Origin of the sequence: Labrys sp. WJW, assembly GCF_001676615.1 — a bacterium.
In the GTDB taxonomy this organism is placed as follows: Bacteria; Pseudomonadota; Alphaproteobacteria; order Rhizobiales; family Labraceae; genus Labrys; species Labrys sedimenti.
Genome location: NZ_LYXZ01000016.1, coordinates 37,816 through 54,104, shown reverse-complemented (window position 1 = coordinate 54,104; position 16,289 = coordinate 37,816). Strand labels below are relative to the sequence as shown.

At 64.4% G+C, this 16,289-nt stretch carries 13 protein-coding genes; 6 read left to right on the top strand and 7 right to left on the bottom strand.

Annotated elements, in window-relative coordinates; translation table 11 throughout:
• The first annotated feature begins 4 nt into the window (after positions 1-4).
• Both BA190_RS10850 and BA190_RS10845 read left to right on the top strand, forming a co-directional pair.
• Positions 5-3,148 (top strand): efflux RND transporter permease subunit, encoded by a 3,144-nt coding sequence (locus tag BA190_RS10850; RefSeq protein ID WP_068286104.1) that lies wholly within the window; start codon positions 5-7, stop codon positions 3,146-3,148.
• 130 nt (positions 3,149-3,278) lie between these two features.
• Complete coding sequence (locus BA190_RS10845) at positions 3,279-3,575, top strand: hypothetical protein (RefSeq protein WP_068286101.1); 297 nt, start codon at positions 3,279-3,281, stop codon at positions 3,573-3,575.
• 29 nt (positions 3,576-3,604) lie between these two features.
• Here BA190_RS10845 and BA190_RS10840 read toward each other — a convergent pair whose 3' ends face one another.
• From BA190_RS10840 to BA190_RS10830, 3 genes are all read right to left on the bottom strand, one after another.
• Complete coding sequence (locus BA190_RS10840; RefSeq protein WP_068286093.1) at positions 3,605-4,591, bottom strand: magnesium transporter CorA family protein; 987 nt, start codon at positions 4,589-4,591, stop codon at positions 3,605-3,607.
• Positions 4,592-4,886: 295 nt separating this feature from the next.
• Positions 4,887-5,369: an energy transducer TonB gene (locus BA190_RS10835; RefSeq protein WP_068286090.1), complete on the bottom strand. Its 483-nt coding sequence runs from the start codon at positions 5,367-5,369 to the stop codon at positions 4,887-4,889.
• 211 nt (positions 5,370-5,580) lie between these two features.
• The gene (locus BA190_RS10830) at positions 5,581-7,401 is read right to left on the bottom strand and encodes an ABC-F family ATP-binding cassette domain-containing protein (protein WP_068286088.1); all 1,821 of its coding nucleotides are present in this window, start codon (positions 7,399-7,401) and stop codon (positions 5,581-5,583) included.
• A gap of 232 nt (positions 7,402-7,633) precedes the next feature.
• On the opposite strand from BA190_RS10830, the gene BA190_RS10825 reads away from it, so the two are divergent.
• The 3 genes from BA190_RS10825 (at position 7,634) to BA190_RS10815 (ending at position 10,948) form a co-directional block, all read left to right on the top strand.
• A complete protein-coding gene (locus BA190_RS10825; protein WP_068286086.1) occupies positions 7,634-8,422 on the top strand; it encodes a L,D-transpeptidase in 789 nt (262 codons plus the stop codon).
• 276 nt (positions 8,423-8,698) lie between these two features.
• Positions 8,699-9,760 carry a sugar phosphate isomerase/epimerase gene (locus BA190_RS10820; protein WP_068286085.1) on the top strand — a complete coding sequence of 354 codons (1,062 nt, stop codon included), beginning with the start codon at positions 8,699-8,701 and terminating at the stop codon, positions 9,758-9,760.
• Positions 9,761-9,775: 15 nt separating this feature from the next.
• On the top strand, positions 9,776-10,948 hold the full coding sequence (locus BA190_RS10815; RefSeq protein WP_068286084.1) for a Gfo/Idh/MocA family protein: 1,173 nt from the start codon (positions 9,776-9,778) through the stop codon (positions 10,946-10,948).
• Between the two features lie 183 nt (positions 10,949-11,131).
• Here BA190_RS10815 and BA190_RS10810 read toward each other — a convergent pair whose 3' ends face one another.
• On the bottom strand, positions 11,132-11,734 hold the full coding sequence (locus tag BA190_RS10810) for a TetR/AcrR family transcriptional regulator (protein WP_068286082.1): 603 nt from the start codon (positions 11,732-11,734) through the stop codon (positions 11,132-11,134).
• Between the two features lie 114 nt (positions 11,735-11,848).
• Here BA190_RS10810 and BA190_RS10805 point away from each other — a divergent pair, with 114 nt between their 5' ends.
• The gene (locus BA190_RS10805; RefSeq protein ID WP_156771480.1) at positions 11,849-13,060 is read left to right on the top strand and encodes an MFS transporter; all 1,212 of its coding nucleotides are present in this window, start codon (positions 11,849-11,851) and stop codon (positions 13,058-13,060) included.
• A gap of 16 nt (positions 13,061-13,076) precedes the next feature.
• Here BA190_RS10805 and BA190_RS10800 read toward each other — a convergent pair whose 3' ends face one another.
• The 3 genes from BA190_RS10800 to BA190_RS10790 form a co-directional block, all read right to left on the bottom strand.
• Complete coding sequence (locus BA190_RS10800; protein ID WP_245314671.1) at positions 13,077-13,976, bottom strand: branched-chain amino acid ABC transporter permease; 900 nt, start codon at positions 13,974-13,976, stop codon at positions 13,077-13,079.
• A 65-nt stretch (positions 13,977-14,041) separates the two neighbouring features.
• Positions 14,042-14,929, bottom strand: a complete 888-nt coding sequence (locus BA190_RS10795; protein ID WP_068286078.1) for a branched-chain amino acid ABC transporter permease — start codon at positions 14,927-14,929, stop codon at positions 14,042-14,044.
• Positions 14,930-15,024: 95 nt separating this feature from the next.
• The gene (locus BA190_RS10790; protein WP_068286077.1) at positions 15,025-16,242 is read right to left on the bottom strand and encodes an ABC transporter substrate-binding protein; all 1,218 of its coding nucleotides are present in this window, start codon (positions 16,240-16,242) and stop codon (positions 15,025-15,027) included.
• Between the last annotated feature and the right edge of the window lie 47 nt (positions 16,243-16,289).

Genomic DNA, 16,289 nt, shown 5'->3' with positions numbered 1-16,289 from the left:
GCCGATGTCGTTCAACGTTTCGGCCTGGTCCATCCGCAATCCGGTACCTTCGATCGTTCTGTTCGTGGTGCTGATGGCGCTTGGCTGGGTCTCGTTCCAGAACCTGCCGATCACGAAATTTCCCAACATCGACATTCCCGTCATCACCGTGACGGTGACCCAGGTCGGCGCTGCGCCGTCCGAGCTGGAGACACAGGTGACGCGCAAGATCGAGGATGCCGTCACCAGCGTCGCCGGCGTCAAGCATGTGCAGTCGACCATCACCGACTCCACCTCGACGGTCGCCATCGAGTTCTGGCTCGGCACCAACACCGATCGCGTCCTCAACGACGTCAAGGATGCGGTGACCAAGATCCGCACTGAACTTCCCCGTGACATCGAGGAGCCGGTGGTCGCGCGCCTCGAAATCGAGTCGCAGTCGATCATGACCTATTCGGCCACGGCGCCTGGCATGACGCTGGAGCAGCTGTCCTGGCATGTCGACAATGTGGTGAAACGGGACCTGCAGAGCCTGCGCGGCGTCGGCCGCGTCGACCGCATCGGCGGCGTGACGCGCGAGATCCGCGTCGCCGTCGATCCCGATCGCCTGCTTTCGCTCGGCATAACCGCCGCCGACGTCAACCGTGTGCTGAAGGCGACGACGGTCGATCTGTCGGGTGGCAAGGGCGAGGTGGGCAATCGCGAGCAGGCCATCCGGACCCTGGCCGGCGCCCATACGGTCGACGAGCTCAAGGAGACCAAGATCACGCTGCCCGGCGGGCGGCAGGTGCGCCTCAACGAGATCGCCGACATCACGGACGCCTATGCCGACCAGACCTCGTTCGCGCGCATCAATGGCTCGACGCCGATCGTCGCCTTCTCGGTCTTCCGCTCCAAGGGTGCCAGCGACACCACGGTCGCAGCCGCGGTCGCCGCCAAGATCCAGGCGCTGCACCAGGCCCATCCCGAGGTCAGCTATGCGGTGGTGGACGATGGCGTCGCCTCGACCTATGGCAATTTCGAAGCGGCGATGCAGACCCTGGTGGAAGGCGCGATCCTTGCCGTCATCGTCGTGCTGATCTTCCTGCGCGACTGGCGGGCCACGCTGATCGCCGCCATCGCCTTGCCGCTCTCGGCGATTCCGACCTTCTGGGCGATGAGCATGATGGGCTTTTCGCTCAATCTCGTCAGCTTGCTCGCCATCACGCTTGTCACGGGTATCCTGGTCGATGACGCCATCGTCGAGATCGAGAACATCGTCCGGCACATGAAGATGGGCAAGTCGCCCTACCGCGCCTCCATCGAGGCGGCTGATGAGATCGGTCTTGCGGTGATGGCGATCACCATGACGATCATCGCCATCTTCGCGCCCGTGAGTTTCATGGGCGGCATCGTCGGCCAATATTTCAAGCAGTTCGGCCTCACGGTGGCGGTGGCGGTGTTCTTCTCGCTGCTGGTGGCGCGCCTGATCACGCCGATGATGACGGCCTATTTCCTCAGGCCGCATGCCCATGTCGAGGCGCGTGATGGCTGGATCATGCGGGCCTATACCCGCTTCCTGGAAATGACGCTGGCGCGCTGGTTCTCGCCTTATCTCACGATCGTGGCCGGCTTCGGGCTGTTGATCGTGACGTTTGGCCTGATGGGCCTGCTGCCTCAGGGCTTCATCCCGCCCGAGGATAACGCCCGCGTCGTCATCTCCGCCGAGATTCCACCGGGCGGCAAGCTCGAGAATACCCAGGCCAAGACCGACGAGGTGGTCGCCGCCATCCGCAAGATCCCGGAAGTCGAGCAGGTCTTCGTGATCGGCGGCACCTCGCCGACCGGGCAGCTCGACCCGCGGCGTGCGGCGATCTATGTCAAGCTCACCAAGCGTGAGACACGCGCACGCCACCAGCTCGCCATCCAGGATGATATTGCGCGCATCCTCACCGCCATTCCCGACATGCGCGCCTGGCGCGTCAACGACAATGGCGAGCGCGACGTCAACCTGGCGCTGAAGAGCAATGATCCGAAGGCGCTCGCCCTGGCGTCGTCTCGCCTGGAAGGCGCCATGCGCCATGTGCCCGGCTTCAACAATGTCGCTGCCAATACCGGCCTCGAACGGCCGGAAGTGCGCATCCTGCCGCGAACCGACGATGCCGCCCGCTATGGCATCACCACCGAGCAGATCTCGGAGGCGGTGCGCGTGGCGACCATCGGCGACATCGACGCCAATCTGGCCAAGTTCAATGCCGGGGACCGGCTGGTGCCGATCCGCGTGCAGTTGACGGAGGAATCCCGTGGCAATCTCGGCCTGATCGAAGCGCTCAGCCTGACCACGGCCTCGGGCGGCAGCGTGCCGCTATCGGCGGTGGCGGATGTCGAGTTCGGCCAGGGGCCGACCTCGATCGAGCGCAACGATCGCGAGCGGCAGGTCAAGATCGGCGCCGACCTGCGCAAGGGCCTGGAGATCGGCGAGGCGTTGGAACTGGCCATGGCCTTGCCCGAGGCCAAGAACCTGCCCAAGGGCGTGGTCTTCGCGCCCACCGGAGACGCCGAAGTGATGGCCGAGGTGTTCTCGGGCTTTGCCATGGCGATGGGGACGGGCCTGCTGATGGTCGCGGGCGTGCTGGTGCTGCTGCTCGGCAGCCCCTTCCACGCCATTACCATCCTGCTCTCGCTGCCGCTGTCGATGCTCGGCGTGGTCCTGGCGCTGCTCGCCACCCACAACTCGATCTCGATGCCGGTGGTGATCGGCATCCTGATGCTGATGGGCATCGTCACCAAGAACGCCATCATGCTGGTCGACTTCGCGGTGGAGCGGGTCAAGCATGGCATGCACCGCCATGACGCCATCATCGATGCCGGACGCAAACGCGCGCGGCCGATCGTGATGACCACCATCGCCATGGTGGCCGGCATGGTGCCGACGGCGTTGGGACATGGGGATGGCGGCGAGTTCCGGGCACCGATGGCCATCGCCGTGATCGGCGGCCTGATCGTCTCGACCCTGCTGTCGCTGATCTTCGTGCCGTCCTTCTACGCGGTCATGGACGATCTCACACGTGGCATTTCCTTCCTTTTCGGTCCCCTGGTTGGGCCGAAGGACGAGATGGAGAAGCACGGCGTGCCAGCTGCGCTGGACAACGGCCACGGCGGCAGGGGGACGGCCGCGGCGGCGGAATAGGGCGGGAAACATCCAAGGCCCTTCAACTGCTTTGGACACAGATCGGCGCCGCGGTCAGGGCGCCGGTCATTCTCAATTTTTCACGGCTCGGCAGGCGCCGGCATCATCGAAAGCGACGATAGGGACTGTCATGAACTTCATGCCCTTGCCGGACCGTGATCCGACCCCTCGCGAACGAGCCTATCTGGCGGCCCTGGAAGCGGGCGAACTGAGGCCGTCGATCAGCGGGCAGGCCGGAAATATGTGCCGGAAGTTCGGCTGGTGCGAGGCCGTCTTCCATTTGCCCGACGGCTCGCAGAAAACGCGATCGGAATTGCCCAGCCAGATGGATTCGATCGCGGTGATCAAGGCGGGCTACCGGGCCATCGGCTATTGCCTCACCCCGCGCGGCCGAGCCGCCCTGGCGCGGCCCGCAGCGAAGAAGTAGCGCGTTTTCCCTCTGACAGATGATGGGGGCTACAGCCAGTTCTTCCACCGAAACAGCACATAGGGGGCGATGGCGACCACCACCATCAGGATCAGGGCCATCGGGTAGCCGTGCGCCCATTTGAGCTCGGGCATGTTCTCGAAATTCATGCCGTAGACCGAGGCCACCAATGTCGGCGGCATGAAGATCACGGCCATCACCGAAAAGAGCTTGATGATGTTGTTCTGTTCGAGATTGACCAGGCCGAGCGTGGCGTCGAGCAGGAACTGGATCTTGCCGGACTGAAAGGTCGCGTGCTCCTCGAGCGACTGCAGGTCGCGCAGTGTCATCTTGACTTCCTCGCGCAACTCCGAGGGCACCTTGGCGGCCTTGAGGCCTGCGGAGAACCACAACAGCACCCGCTCGATCGAGACCAGGCTTTCACGCGATTTCGAGACGAGGTCGCCATGACGGCCGAGCGCCTGCAAGGTGCGCTGCAGGGTGGCGTTGCGATTGCCTTGCTTGACGGACTCCTTGAACACACCGCGCGAGAGCGCGTCGAGGCGCTCGCCGGTGTCCTGCAGCACCTCGGCCGCGCGGTCGATGACGGCATCGATCAGCCCGGCCATGATCGCCTCGGGACTGCCTCCGCAGCCGCCGGCCTTGACCGCATGGCCCGTATAGGTGGTGAAGGACTTCGGTTCGCTGTAGCGCACCGTCACCAGAACGCTGGCCGTGAGGATGAAGGTCACCGCCGAAATGTCCGGCTCGCTGGTGTTGACGTTCACCAGGAGGCGGGTAGTCATGTAGCGCGTGCCATTCTCCGACCAGATCAGCTCGGAGGGTTCGATATCGTCCATATCCTCATGGGTGGGGATGGAGATGCCGAGCAGCGTCTCGACCTGCTGATCTTCCTCGCGTGTCGGGTTGAGCAGGTCGATCCACAGGATATCCCCCGTGAGGGGCTCACCCGGCTGCAGCGTGTGGGGCAGCAGCCTGTCCTTGGTCGTCGGGCACAAGCGATGTGTGGTGATCATGACAGGCCCTGCGACAAGGGAGTGAGGAATTGGCCATCCCGCCAAATCGCAAAACGCTCTAGGGAGGAAAGATGACGGCAGCGTGATCTCGATCGGTATCGATCATAGCCAGCAGAAAAGCCGCCGATGGCGTTTGTCAAGAATGACGAAGGTCGCGTCCCAGGCCTTGTCGCCAACCTGGAACGCGATCTCGGCAAGGCGCTGCGCAAAGCGGGCATCGTGAAAGGCCCAGCGCCGATCCTTCAGTGGGCTCCGCTGCAACTGCGGGCAAGCACGGTGCGGGGCGTATTTGCGCTCAATTTGAGCGGGGCGGCTTGGCCTTGGGCGTATTCTGGGGCTGAGGCCCGCCCCTGAAAACAATCGGGAGCCGCAGCGAGAAGCTCTCTCCGGTCACGTTGGCGGGCGGCTTGGGGAGGGGCGTGGCCCGCTTGAGCGCGTCGAGCGCGGCCTCGTCGAACTCGCTCCTGCCGGAACCCTGCACCACCTTGGCCGACTGCACCTGTCCGTTGCGATCGAGGACAAACTGGACCATGACCTGTCCGGACGGCAGGGGCGGGGGTGCTTCGCCTTCCTTCAAGGGCGGCTGGGGCAGGTTCGGAAACAGGGTATTGGCCCCTACCTGCCTGAGCAGGGCGGCATGCCAGCTCTTGGCGTCGGTGATCGGCGGAGAGGCGGGGACCGGCTTGGACTGGGCCCAGACAGGGGAAGCCGCGAAAAACGCTCCCAGGGGCGCTCCAAGCAGGGCCAGGGTCAGTGCAAGACGTCGGAAGGCAGACATGTGACGTTCCGGAAAGCTAAGGCGTTTTACGACTTGGAGAAATCGCCCAGAATCGCAAAGGCGCATCAAACCAACGAGATGGAGCAAAACGGCGTTTCCATCCAAACGCGCTTTGCTCCGGGGAGCACACCCTTGTTGCCTTTCCGGGGAGATTGCAAGCTTTTGATATTACTATAGAATAATTCTTATCGGGGCTTTCTGCGAAGCCCGCTCATCCCTCGATTTCCTCCCGCAGCATCTCCAGGGCCAGCCATTCTTCCTCGGCATGCGCCTTCTCGGCTTCGAGTTTGGCGAGCTGTTGGCTGAGCTCGGCGAATTTCTTCGAATCCCTGGCGAAGAGGCCGGGGTCGGCAAGCCGCTCGTGCAGGCTCGCCGCCTTGGCGGCAAGCTGGTCGATCTTGCCGGGCAGGGTCTCGAGGGCGTGCTTTTCCTTGAACGAAAGTTTGCGCTTGCCGCTGCGCTCCGGCGCCGAACCGGCCGCTGCCTGATCTGCGACGGCCGGCTTGGGCGTTTCCGCCTTCTCGGTCGGCTTGCGGGCGACGCCCCCGCCGCGCTGGGCCACCATGTCGCTATAGCCGCCGGCATATTCCGTCCAGCGCCCGTCGCCCTCGCTCATCAGGATCGAGGTCGAAACCCGGTCGAGGAAGTCGCGGTCATGGCTGATGACGATGACGGTGCCCTGATAGTCCCCGATCATCTCCTGCAGGAGGTCGAGTGTTTCCAGGTCGAGATCGTTGGTCGGCTCGTCCAGCACCAGGAAATTGGAGGGCTTGGCCAAAGCGCGCGCCAACATCAGCCGGCCGCGTTCGCCGCCCGACAGCACCGAAACCGGCGTGCGTGCCTGCTCGGGCGGAAACAGGAAATCGCGCATATAGCCGATGACGTGCTTGCGCTCGCCGCCGACCTCGACATAGTCCGAGCCGCCGCCGGTGAGCGTATCGCTGAGGGTCGTCTGCGGGTCCAGGCTCTCGCGGCGCTGGTCGAGCGTCACCATCTGCAGGCTGGCCCCAAGCTTCACCACGCCACTGTCGGGCGGGACGGCACCGGTCAAGAGGTTGAGCAGGGTGGTCTTGCCGGCGCCGTTGGGGCCGACAATGCCGATCCTGTCGCCTCGGGCGATGCGGATGGAGAAATCCTTGACGATCGGCGGGCCGCCCCAATTCTTGTTCACGCCGATCGCTTCGACCACCAGCTTGCCGCTTTCCTCGCCTTCGGTCATCGTCAACTTCACCGCGCCGGTGACGCGGCGGGCATCGCGGCGCTCCTGCCGGAGGGCGGCGAGATTGGCCATGCGGCGGACATTGCGCTTGCGACGGGCGGTCACGCCATAGCGCACCCAGTGTTCTTCCGCCACGATCTTGCGGTCGAGCTTCTGGCGGTCGCGCTCTTCTTCTTCCAGCACCTGGTCGCGCCATTCCTCGAAGAAGGCGAAGCCGCGATCCGTGCGCCGGGTCTGGCCGCGATCGAGCCAGACGGTGGCGCGCGACAGGTTTTCCAGGAAGCGCCGGTCATGGCTGATCAGCACCAGGGCCGAGCGCAACGAGCCGATTTCCTTTTCCAGCCATTCGATGGCCGGCAGGTCGAGATGGTTGGTCGGCTCGTCGAGCAGCAGGATGTCCGGTTCGGGGGCAAGCACGCGGGCAAGCGCCGCGCGCCGGGCCTCGCCGCCGGAGAGATTGTCGGGGCTCTCCTCGCCCGTCAGGCCGAGCTCGTTGAGTAGATAGAGGGCGCGGTAATCGTCGTCGCCCGGACCGAGGCCCGCCTCGACATAGGCGAGCGTGGTGGCAAAGCCGCTTAAATCCGGCTCCTGCGGCAGATAGCGCACCGTGGCGCCGGGATGCACGAAACGCTCGCCGCGATCGGCCTCGATCTGGCCCGCGGCGATCTTGAGCAAAGTCGACTTGCCGGAGCCGTTGCGGCCAACGAGGCAGAGCCGCTCGCCGGGGGCAATCGACAAATCGGCTCCCTCGAGGGTCGGGGTGCCGCCAAAGGTCAGATGGACATCGCGCAGGAAGAGCAGGGGAGGAGCCATGCGCGCCTTGTGCAGGCGGCCACGAAGCGGGTCAAGCCTTCATTCTGTGCGCACTGTGTCCTAGCGCACGTCCTAGCCAGCCTGCGGGGCATAGATGAAGCCAATGTGAACGGCAGTGCGTTCACGAGAACGCGATATAAAGAAATTCGGAACGTTGCAGCAAAGGCACAGCCGAACACGGAAGTCTTGCTTATTGTAAGTGTCGGTTCTCCCGATCCCAGTAGGATGTATAATGTCGTCTCTCTCCCGCCGCGTCTTTCTCATGGGCGCCTCGCTGACTGGACTGGGCTTTGCCCTGGCCAGTTGCGTGACCGATTCAGCCGCAATCAAGCCGGTCGTCGTGGCTTCGGCCGACCCGGCAACGCTGCCGGCGGTGCCGGTGGACGGCCGCCCGACCGATGAGATCACGCAACCCGAACAGCCCCTCACGCCCGAGGGTACATATGACTACAAGGCCATCTACGCTCAAATGACCGACGGTAAGTTCGTCGTTCCGGCCGTGGATACCAAACGCATCGGCGCTCAGTTCCTGCGCGCCGAGGTCGACTATCCGTCCAGCGAACCGGCGGGCACCATCGTGGTCGATCCCAGGGCGCATTATCTCTATTACGTCATGGGCGGTGGTCGAGCCATGCGCTATGGCGTCGGCGTCGGCAAGCAGGGCTTCGGCTGGTCCGGCACGGCGGAAATCCGCTACAAGCGCGAATGGCCCGATTGGTATCCGCCCAAGGAAATGATCGCCCGCCGGCCCGATCTGCGCGGCAGTCTCGCCCAGTTGCAAAGCGGTGTAGGCGTGCGCGGCGGACCGCGCAATCCGATCACGGGACGTGCCATGTATCTGTGGCAGAACAACAAGGATACGCTCTTCCGTATCCATGGCACCAACGAGCCCTATAGCATTGGACACAATGCCTCCTCTGGCTGCATCCGCATGATCGTCCAGGATGCGATCGACCTTTACAAGCGCGCCCCTCTCGGTGGCCGCGTTGTCGTCCTCGGCCCCGGCATGTCGGAAGCCTGAGCGGGACGCCGATTTCGCCACATCGCTGTGTTTGTGCAAGGCCGGGCTCATGCCCGGCCTTTGCTTTATGACAAGACCCTGTCTGAAGGAGGGAGACGGTCTTGTCTTTCCCTGGTGTACGTACATCAAATCGCCGTTGCACAGTCCGGAAGGATTTGCCATGGTGAGGCAAGCCGAGGGGCAGGTCAGACAAATGGTCCCAGGCCGAAGGGGCGAGCCGGCACATGGATCGGCTCCTGACCTGCGGCCCGAAGGCATCACCTCAGGAGACGCAGCATGGCGGCCACGATCAAGGGACCGGCGATCTTTCTCGCCCAGTTCGCGGGCGACGCCGCGCCCTTCAATTCCCTCGATTCCATCTGCAAATGGGCCGCCTCGCTCGGCTACAAGGGCGTGCAGATCCCGAGCTGGGACGGCCGCCTGTTCGACCTCAAGAAGGCCGCCGAATCCAAGACCTATTGCGATGAGGTCGCCGGCGTCGTTGCCAGCCATGGCCTCGCTATCACCGAATTGTCGACCCATCTGCAGGGCCAGCTGGTTGCCGTCCATCCGGCCTACAATGAGGCCTTCGATGGGTTCGCGCCGCCGGAAGTGCGCGGCAAGCCAAGGGAGAGGCAGGCCTGGGCCGTGGAGCAGCTGAAAGCTGCAGCCACCGCCTCCCGCCATCTCGGCCTCGATGCCAGCGTCAGCTTCTCCGGCGCCCTGGCCTGGCCTTTCGCCTATCCCTGGCCGCAGCGGCCGGCTGGCCTGATCGATGAGGCGTTCGGCGAACTCGCCAAGCGCTGGAAACCCATCCTCGATGCCTATGACGCAGTCGGCGTCGACGTCTGCTACGAGCTGCATCCCGGCGAGGACCTGTTCGACGGCGCCACCTTCGAGCGCTTTGTCGATCGCCTGAAGGGCCACAAGCGAGCCAACATCAACTACGACCCGTCGCATTTCGTGCTGCAGCAGCTCGACTATCTCGCTTTCATCGATATCTATCACGAGCGCATCAAGGCCTTTCACGCCAAGGATGCCGAGTTCAACCCGACGGGCCGCCAGGGCGTCTATTCGGGCTATGCCTCCTGGACGGAGAGGGCGGGGCGCTTCCGTTCGCTGGGCGACGGCCAGGTCGACTTCACCGGCGTCTTCTCCAAGCTCGCCCAGTACGACTATGCCTCCTGGGCCGTGCTCGAATGGGAATGCTGCCTCAAGCACCCCGAAGACGGCGCGGCGGAAGGGGCGCCCTTCATCGCCGCCCATATCATCCGGGTGACGGAGAAGGCTTTCGACGATTTCGCCGGCGGCGGCACCGATCGCAAGGCGGTGCGGCGCATGCTCGGCCTCAACCGATAAGCAGAGGGAAACACGATGGCGATCGAGGGCCGTTCGGACAGCAAGGCAGGCGGACGCGTGCGCTATGGCATGGTCGGAGGCGGTGAGGGCGCTTTCATCGGCGCCGTCCATCGTCTTGCCGCCCGCATGGACGACGATTATGTGCTGGTGGCGGGCGCCCTGTCGTCCACGCCCGAGAAGGCCCAGCGTTCGGGCGAGGCATTGGGGCTCGATCCGAGCCGGATCTATCCCGATTTCGAGACGATGGCGCGCAAGGAAAAGCGTCGCAAGGACGGCATCGAGGCTGTCTCCATCGTCACGCCGAACCACATGCACGCCCCGGCGGCGGAAGCCTTCATCAAGGCCGGCATCCACGTCATCTGCGACAAGCCGGTGACCACCACGCTGAAGGATGCGCTACGCCTGAAGAAGCTCGCCGCCGACAAGGGCGTGATCTTCGCGGTGACGCATAACTACACCGGCTATCCCCTCATCCGCGCGGCGCGCGAGATGGTGAAGTCGGGGCAGCTCGGCGCCATCCGCCTGATCCAGGTCGAATATCCGCAGGACTGGCTTACGACGCCGATCGAGCACACCGGTCAGAAACAGGCCGATTGGCGCACCGATCCCAAGCGCTCCGGCGCCGGCGGCGCCATCGGCGATATCGGCACCCATGCCTTCAACCTGGCCCAGTTCGTCGGCGGGCTGGAGGTTTCGGAGTTGCTGGCCGAACTCACCTCCTTCGTGCCCGGAAGGGCGCTCGACGACAATGTGCAGATCCTGCTGCGTTACGCCAATGGCGCACGCGGGGCCTTGTGGGCGAGCCAGGTGGCGCCCGGCAACGAGAACGGCCTCATGCTGCGCGTTTATGGCGAGAAGGCCGGGTTCCATTGGCGCCAGGACAATCCGAACTATCTCTATTTCACCCCGCATGGTGAACCGACCCGCATCATCACCCGCGGCTCGGCCGCGGCCGGCGAGGACGCCGCGCGGGTGACGCGCGTGCCGCCCGGCCATCCCGAGGGCTATCTGGAGGGCTTTGCCAATATCTATGCCGAGATTGCCCGTGCCATCCGGGCCGCTCGCAGCGGCGAGACCCTCGATCCGGCCGTGCTCTTCCCCGGCATCGACGACGGCATCGCCGGCATGGCCTTCATCGAGGCGGCGGTGAAATCCTCCAAGAAGGGCGGCGTCTGGGTGAAGCCGTAGGAAAACGGGCCTCTATCCCCCATGTAGCCCACTTCAGCGTCTTCGAGTTTGTACAGCCTTTGTCATTGCCGGGCTTGACCCGGCAGTACAGTTCCTTGTGCTCCGTGGCTTCTGGATAGCCGGGTCGAGCCCGGCTATCACAAATCGAAGCCTATTCCCCTTCAGTGAACCGGATGGGACCCGCTATCCGGCTCTGACCTCGGCGGAAACGACGAGCGTCTCGATCCGACGCAGGAGTGCCTCGTCGGCGTCGATCTGCCAGGTCAGCAGGTGGTACCAGTTGAACCCTGCCCACAATGCGATGCGTTCATCGATCAGGTGGGCAGGAAATTCGCCGCGCGCTGCTGCTCGTTCGAAGAGATGGCGCACCGGCCGGAAGAGCGCCGGCAGAAACTCGTTGCGCAGGCGCGAGCCTGCCGCCTCGCTCGCTTGCGCCTCGGCGAGCAGCGCCCGGAAGGCGCCACCGGGCGGTGTCCGCCAGAAGCGCCAGAGGTCGGCGGTGTGCTGCACCAGATCCTCGATCAGGCTGCCCGTGTCCGGCAGGCTGATCGCCCGAGCCTTTTCGGCCCCATAGGCTGCCATGAACAGATCGGCCTTGGTCGGCCACCAGCGATAGACCGTGGCCTTGCCCGCACCGGCTCGCCGGGCGGCCTCCTCGATGGAAAATCCGGCATAGCCCCGATCCGCCAGAAGCTGTCGTGCGGCCTCGATGATGGCGGTCTCGGTCTGTGGATTGCGCCGGGCGCCGATCGAGCGGCGCCTTGGCTGCGTGGCTTTCGTCTCCATGCTGTGCCTCCCCATCTTGACATAACGAAACGTATCGTTTTATTCAATCATAACGATACGTATCGTTTCATTAGTCGACAAATACGCGCCGTGAAACCGCCTGCCGTGAATCACATGCATCAGATGGAAAATACCGCCTCCGCCGTCATCCGGCAGGCTGCTCCCGCCTTGGTCCTGACCCTGGCGGTCGCAACCGGAGCCATCGTCGGCAATCTCTATTATGCCCAGCCTCTGGTGGCCAAGATCGCGCCCGAGATCGGCATCGGTCCGGATCTGGCCGGCGCCATCGTCAGCCTCACCCAGATCGGTTATGGCCTGGGGCTCATCCTGCTGGTGCCCCTGGCCGATCTCATCGAGAACAAGGTCCTGGCCCTGGCGACGCTCGTCTGCGCGGCCGCCAGCCTGCTCCTCGCGGCCGGTGCGCAAGGTGTCGTGGCTTTCCTGTTCGCCTCGCTCGCCATCGGCATCTTCTCGGCCGGTGCCCAGATCCTGGTGCCGTTCATCACTCATTTCGTTCCGCCCGAGCGACGCGGTCGCGCGGTCGGCCTGGTTATGGCGGGCCTGATCACCGGCATCATGCTGGCAAGGCCGGCCGCCCTTTTCGTGGCGGCCTATCTGAATTGGCGGGCGGTCTTCGTGGCGTCGGCCGTGCTGATGATCGGGATCGGCGCTGTCCTGTGGCGCATGATGCCGCGCTATCAGCCATCCGGCACGAGCCATTACGGCGCCGTGCTGGCCTCGCTGCCGGGCCTGGTCCGGAATACGCCGATCCTGCGCCGCCGAGCCCTCTACCAGATGCTGTTGTTCTGCGCCTTCAACCTGTTCTGGACCGCTGCGCCCTTGATGCTGGCGGAACGGTTCGGCATGTCCGACTATGCGATCGGGCTCTTCGCTCTTGCCGGGGCGGGTGGCGCGCTGGCGGCACCGCTGGCGGGGCGCTTGGCCGATCATGGGCATGGCCGCATGGCGACCTATGGCGCGATGGCGGCCCTGGCGCTGGCCTTTCTTGCAACGGCCCTCGGCGAACATATCCTGTCGCTACTGGTGCTCATCGTCGCGACGCTGGTGATCGACGCGGCCGTGCAGACCAACCAGATCGTCAGCCAGCGCACCATTTTCTCGACGGCTCCGGCGGTTCGCGGGCGCATCAATGCCCTCTACATGACGACGGTGTTCGTCGGCGGGGCCTTCGGGTCGGTACTGGGTACGCTGACCTACCACGCCGGTGGCTGGATGGTCACGGCCGCGACCGGTGCCGCGCTCGGTATTGCCGGGTTGGCTGCCTTCGCAACGGAACGGCTCGAGCATCGCTCTCCCGACGAATGAGGGTGACGAACAGCGCTCAGCTTCGCTTGCGCAGGATCTTGCCCAACGTGCCGGCAATGCCATCGCGGAAGGCGAGCACGCAGATGATGAAGACGGCGCCCTGGGCCACCGTCACCCAGGAGCCGAGCGGCGCAAGATAGGTCTCCATCGCCACCACCAGCAGGGCACCGAGCATCGGTCCGAACAACGTGCCGGTACCACCGACCAAGGCCATCAGCACCACCTCGCCTGACATCGTCCAGTGTACGTCCGTCAACGAGGCGAGCTGGAACACCAGCGCCTTGGTGGCGCCGGCAATGCCGGCGAGCGTGGCCGACAGGGTGAACATCATCAGCTTGAAACGCTCGGCGTCATAGCCCAGCGACAGGGCGCGGGGCTCGTTGTCGCGGATCGCCTTCATCACCTGTCCGAAGGGCGAATGTACGATGCGGTGGATGGCGAACAGGCCCAGGAGCACGATCACGGCGACCAGGACATAGAGTGCCTTGTCGTCGGAAAGGTCGATGAGGCCGAACAGCTTGCCGCGCGGTACCGCCTGGATGCCATCCTCTCCGCCGGTGAAGGGGGCCTGCAGGGCGAAGAAATACACCATCTGGGCGAGCGCCAGGGTGATCATGGCGAAATAGATGCCCTGGCGCCGGATGGCGAGTGAGCCGACGACGAGGCCGAGAACGGCGGCGACGGCACCTCCGCACAGGATCGCCAGCTCGGGTGTCAGGCCCCAGACCTTGGCGGCGTGGGCGCTGGCATAGCTCGCCATGCCGAAGAAGGCGGCGTGGCCGAAGGACAGCAGGCCGCCATAGCCAAGCAGCAGGTTGAAGGCACAGGCAAACAGGCCAAAGCACAGCACCTTCATCACGAAGACCGGATAGGCGACGAAGGGTGCGATGGCGATCAGCACGACGATCAGCAGCATCACGCCGCGGTCGCCGAGCAGGGGCGCGCCGCGGATCGCAGTGGCCGGTTGGGTGGAGGCGGCCATCAGGAAGACCTCCCGAACAGGCCGGCAGGCCGGACAAGCAGCACGATGACCATCACCACGAAGACCACGGTGGCCGATCCCTGCTGGTAGAAATTCTTGACGATGCCTTCGATCAGCCCGAGGCCGAAGCCCGTCACCACCGAGCCGAGGATCGAGCCCATACCGCCGATCACCACCACGGCGAAGACCACGATGATGAGATCGGAGCCCATGTTGGGATTGACGTTGGAGGTGGTCGCCGCCAGCACGCCTGCAAGCCCGGCCAGGCCGACGCCGAAGCCATAGGTCAGCATCCGGAGCATCGGCACGTTGATGCCGAAGGCCTCGACCAGCTTGGGGTTTTCGGTCGCTGCACGCAGATAGGCGCCGAGCCGCGTCTTCTCGATCACCAGCCAGGTGGCGAGGCAGACGGCGAGCGAGAAGGCGATCACGAAGACGCGGCTCTTCGGCAGTATCATGAAGCCGAGATTGACCGGACCCGTCAGCGCGGGCGGCAGGGTATAGGGCACGCCGGAGACGCCGTAGTAATTGCGGAACAGGCCCTGGATGACCAGTGCGAGGCCGAAGGTGAGCAGCAGGCCGTAGAGATGGTCGAGCTGGTAGAGCCTCGAGATGAAGAGCCGCTCGATGGCAATGCCGACCAGGCCGACGCCGAGCGGGGCGAGGATGAGCGCCGGCCAGAAACCGATGCCGGCATAGTTGAGCAGCATCCACGCCGCGAAGGCTCCCATCATGTAGAGGGCGCCATGGGCGAAGTTGATGACGTTCAGCAGGCCGAAGATGATGGCAAGGCCCAGGCTGAGCAATGCGTAGAAGGAGCCGTTGATCAGGCCCAGCGCGAGCTGGGCCATGATGCCCTGCAGGGGAATGCCGAATATCGTGGTCACCTTATGGGTCCTTCAGCGTCGTCTGCTTCGTCATCGGCAAGAGGGAGCGAAAGGCGCATGGCATGATCCGCCATGCGCCGAACGGCTCTTGTTTACTACTTTGCCAGCGGGCAGCCGGCCTCGGCCATGGGCTGAAAGGCCTCGGCAGCCGGAATGGTGGCGAGCAGCTTGTAGTAATCCCACGGTCCCTTGGATTCGTCGGGCTTCTTGACCTGGAACAGATACATGTCGTGGGTCACGCGGCCGTCCTTGCGTACCTCGCCCTTGCCGAACAGAGGATCGTCGGTCGGCGTCGCCTTCATCTTGGCCATCACGGCCGCGGCGTCCTTGGACTTGGCGGCCTCGATGGCCTTGAGATAGTGCAGGACACCGGCATAGACGCCGGCATGCACCATGGTCGGCATCTTGCCGCCGCTCTGCTCGGCGAAGCGCTTCGACCAGGCACGGGTGCCGTCGTTGAGGTCCCAATAGAAGGCTTCCGTCAGCACGAGGCCCTGGGCCGCCTGCAGGCCGAGCGCATGCACGTCGGAGATGAAGATCAACAGGCCGGCCAGGCTCTGGCCGCCCTGGGTGATGCCGAATTCGGCGGCCTGCTTGATGGCGTTGACGGTGTCGCCGCCGGCATTGGCAAGGCCGATCACCTTGGCGCCGGAGGACTGGGCCTGCAGCAGGAAGGAGGAGAAGTCGGAGGTCGGGAAGGGAGCCTTGATCGAACCGAGCACCTTGCCGCCCGCGGCCGTGACGATAGCCGTCGCATTCTCCTCCAGCGACTTGCCGAAGGCATAGTCGGCGGTGATGAAGAACCAGCTGTCGCCGCCCTGCTTGACCATGGCGCCACCCGTGCCCTTGGCCAGGGCATAGGTGTCATAGGTCCACATCAGCGTGTTGGGCGTGCATTGCTTGCCGGCGATCTCGGTGGAACCGGCGCCGGAATCGATGAAGATCTTGTTCTTTTCCTTGGTGACCTGGCTGACGGCGAGCGCCACCGAGGAGGTCGGCACGTCGAAGATGGCATCGACGCCATCCTGGTCGTACCATTGGCGGGCGATGCCGGCGCCGATATCGGGCTTGTTCTGGTGGTCGGCCGAGACGATCTCGACTTTCAGGCCCTTTTCGGCGGCCTTGAAATCCTCAACCGCCATTTTGGCGGCGATCACCGAGCCTTCGCCAGACAGGTCGGCATAGACGCCGGAACGGTCGTTGAGGATGCCGAGTTTGACTGCGATGTCCTCGGCGCTTGCCGGCCCCAGCGCCGAGCCTGCGAATACCGCGGCGAGGGCTGCTGCTGCGAGCAGGGTCCGTTTTGAAATCATAAGCGTCTCCCGTTCAGCTTTTTACACCGAGAGGAATTTTCAATACC

Coding starts and splice junctions, on each gene's coding strand:
- BA190_RS10805 (WP_156771480.1), top strand. CDS start 11,849: ATGCATCAGATGGAAAATACCGCCTCCGCCGTCATCCGGCAGGCTGCT.
- BA190_RS10820 (WP_068286085.1), top strand. CDS start 8,699: ATGGCGGCCACGATCAAGGGACCGGCGATCTTTCTCGCCCAGTTCGCG.
- BA190_RS10845 (WP_068286101.1), top strand. CDS start 3,279: ATGAACTTCATGCCCTTGCCGGACCGTGATCCGACCCCTCGCGAACGA.
- BA190_RS10790 (WP_068286077.1), bottom strand. CDS start 16,242: ATGATTTCAAAACGGACCCTGCTCGCAGCAGCAGCCCTCGCCGCGGTA.
- BA190_RS10810 (WP_068286082.1), bottom strand. CDS start 11,734: ATGGAGACGAAAGCCACGCAGCCAAGGCGCCGCTCGATCGGCGCCCGG.
- BA190_RS10840 (WP_068286093.1), bottom strand. CDS start 4,591: ATGATCACCACACATCGCTTGTGCCCGACGACCAAGGACAGGCTGCTG.
- BA190_RS10825 (WP_068286086.1), top strand. CDS start 7,634: ATGTCGTCTCTCTCCCGCCGCGTCTTTCTCATGGGCGCCTCGCTGACT.
- BA190_RS10800 (WP_245314671.1), bottom strand. CDS start 13,976: ATGCTGCTGATCGTCGTGCTGATCGCCATCGCACCCTTCGTCGCCTAT.
- BA190_RS10830 (WP_068286088.1), bottom strand. CDS start 7,401: ATGGCTCCTCCCCTGCTCTTCCTGCGCGATGTCCATCTGACCTTTGGC.
- BA190_RS10815 (WP_068286084.1), top strand. CDS start 9,776: ATGGCGATCGAGGGCCGTTCGGACAGCAAGGCAGGCGGACGCGTGCGC.
- BA190_RS10850 (WP_068286104.1), top strand. CDS start 5: ATGTCGTTCAACGTTTCGGCCTGGTCCATCCGCAATCCGGTACCTTCG.
- BA190_RS10835 (WP_068286090.1), bottom strand. CDS start 5,369: ATGTCTGCCTTCCGACGTCTTGCACTGACCCTGGCCCTGCTTGGAGCG.